1 rRNA gene is annotated in these 737 nt (G+C 55.1%); it reads left to right on the forward strand.

From position 1 onward, the window contains the following. Window positions 1–737: ribosomal RNA gene (locus QP997_RS09715) — 23S ribosomal RNA — on the forward strand; the annotation flags it as partial.

The following is a 737-nucleotide window of genomic DNA, read 5'->3' on the forward strand; positions in this document are numbered from 1 at the left end:
GCTCACGCTAGTGGGTGTGGAGTCGTTGTTGAAATACCACTCTGATCGTATTGAATATCTTAACCTCGGCCCATGATCTGGGTTAGGGACAGTGCCTGGTGGGTAGTTTAACTGGGGCGGTTGCCTCCTAAAGTGTAACGGAGGCGCCCAAAGGTTCCCTCAGCCTGGTTGGTAATCAGGTGTTGAGTGTAAGTGCACAAGGGAGCTTGACTGTGAGACTGACAGGTCGAGCAGGGACGAAAGTCGGGACTAGTGATCCGGCACCTACTTGTGGAAGTGGTGTCGCTCAACGGATAAAAGGTACCCCGGGGATAACAGGCTGATCTTCCCCAAGAGTCCATATCGACGGGATGGTTTGGCACCTCGATGTCGGCTCGTCGCATCCTGGGGCTGGAGTCGGTCCCAAGGGTTGGGCTGTTCGCCCATTAAAGCGGCACGCGAGCTGGGTTTAGAACGTCGTGAGACAGTTCGGTCTCTATCCGCCGCGCGCGTTGAAACTTGAGAAAGGCTGACCCTAGTACGAGAGGACCGGGTTGGACATACCTCTGGTGCGCCAGTTGTCACGCCCGTGGCATGGCTGGTTGGCTACGTATGGGAGGGATAACCGCTGAAAGCATCTAAGCGGGAAGCCTGTTTCGAGATGAGGTTTCTTTTGAGGTTCCCTAGAGATGATGGGGTTGATAGGCCAGATCTGGAAGCACTGTGAGGTGTGGAGGTGACTGGTACTAATTGGCCGA

The sequence above is a fragment of the Corynebacterium sp. MSK039 genome (assembly GCF_030232315.1).
GTDB lineage: Bacteria > Actinomycetota > Actinomycetes > Mycobacteriales > Mycobacteriaceae > Corynebacterium.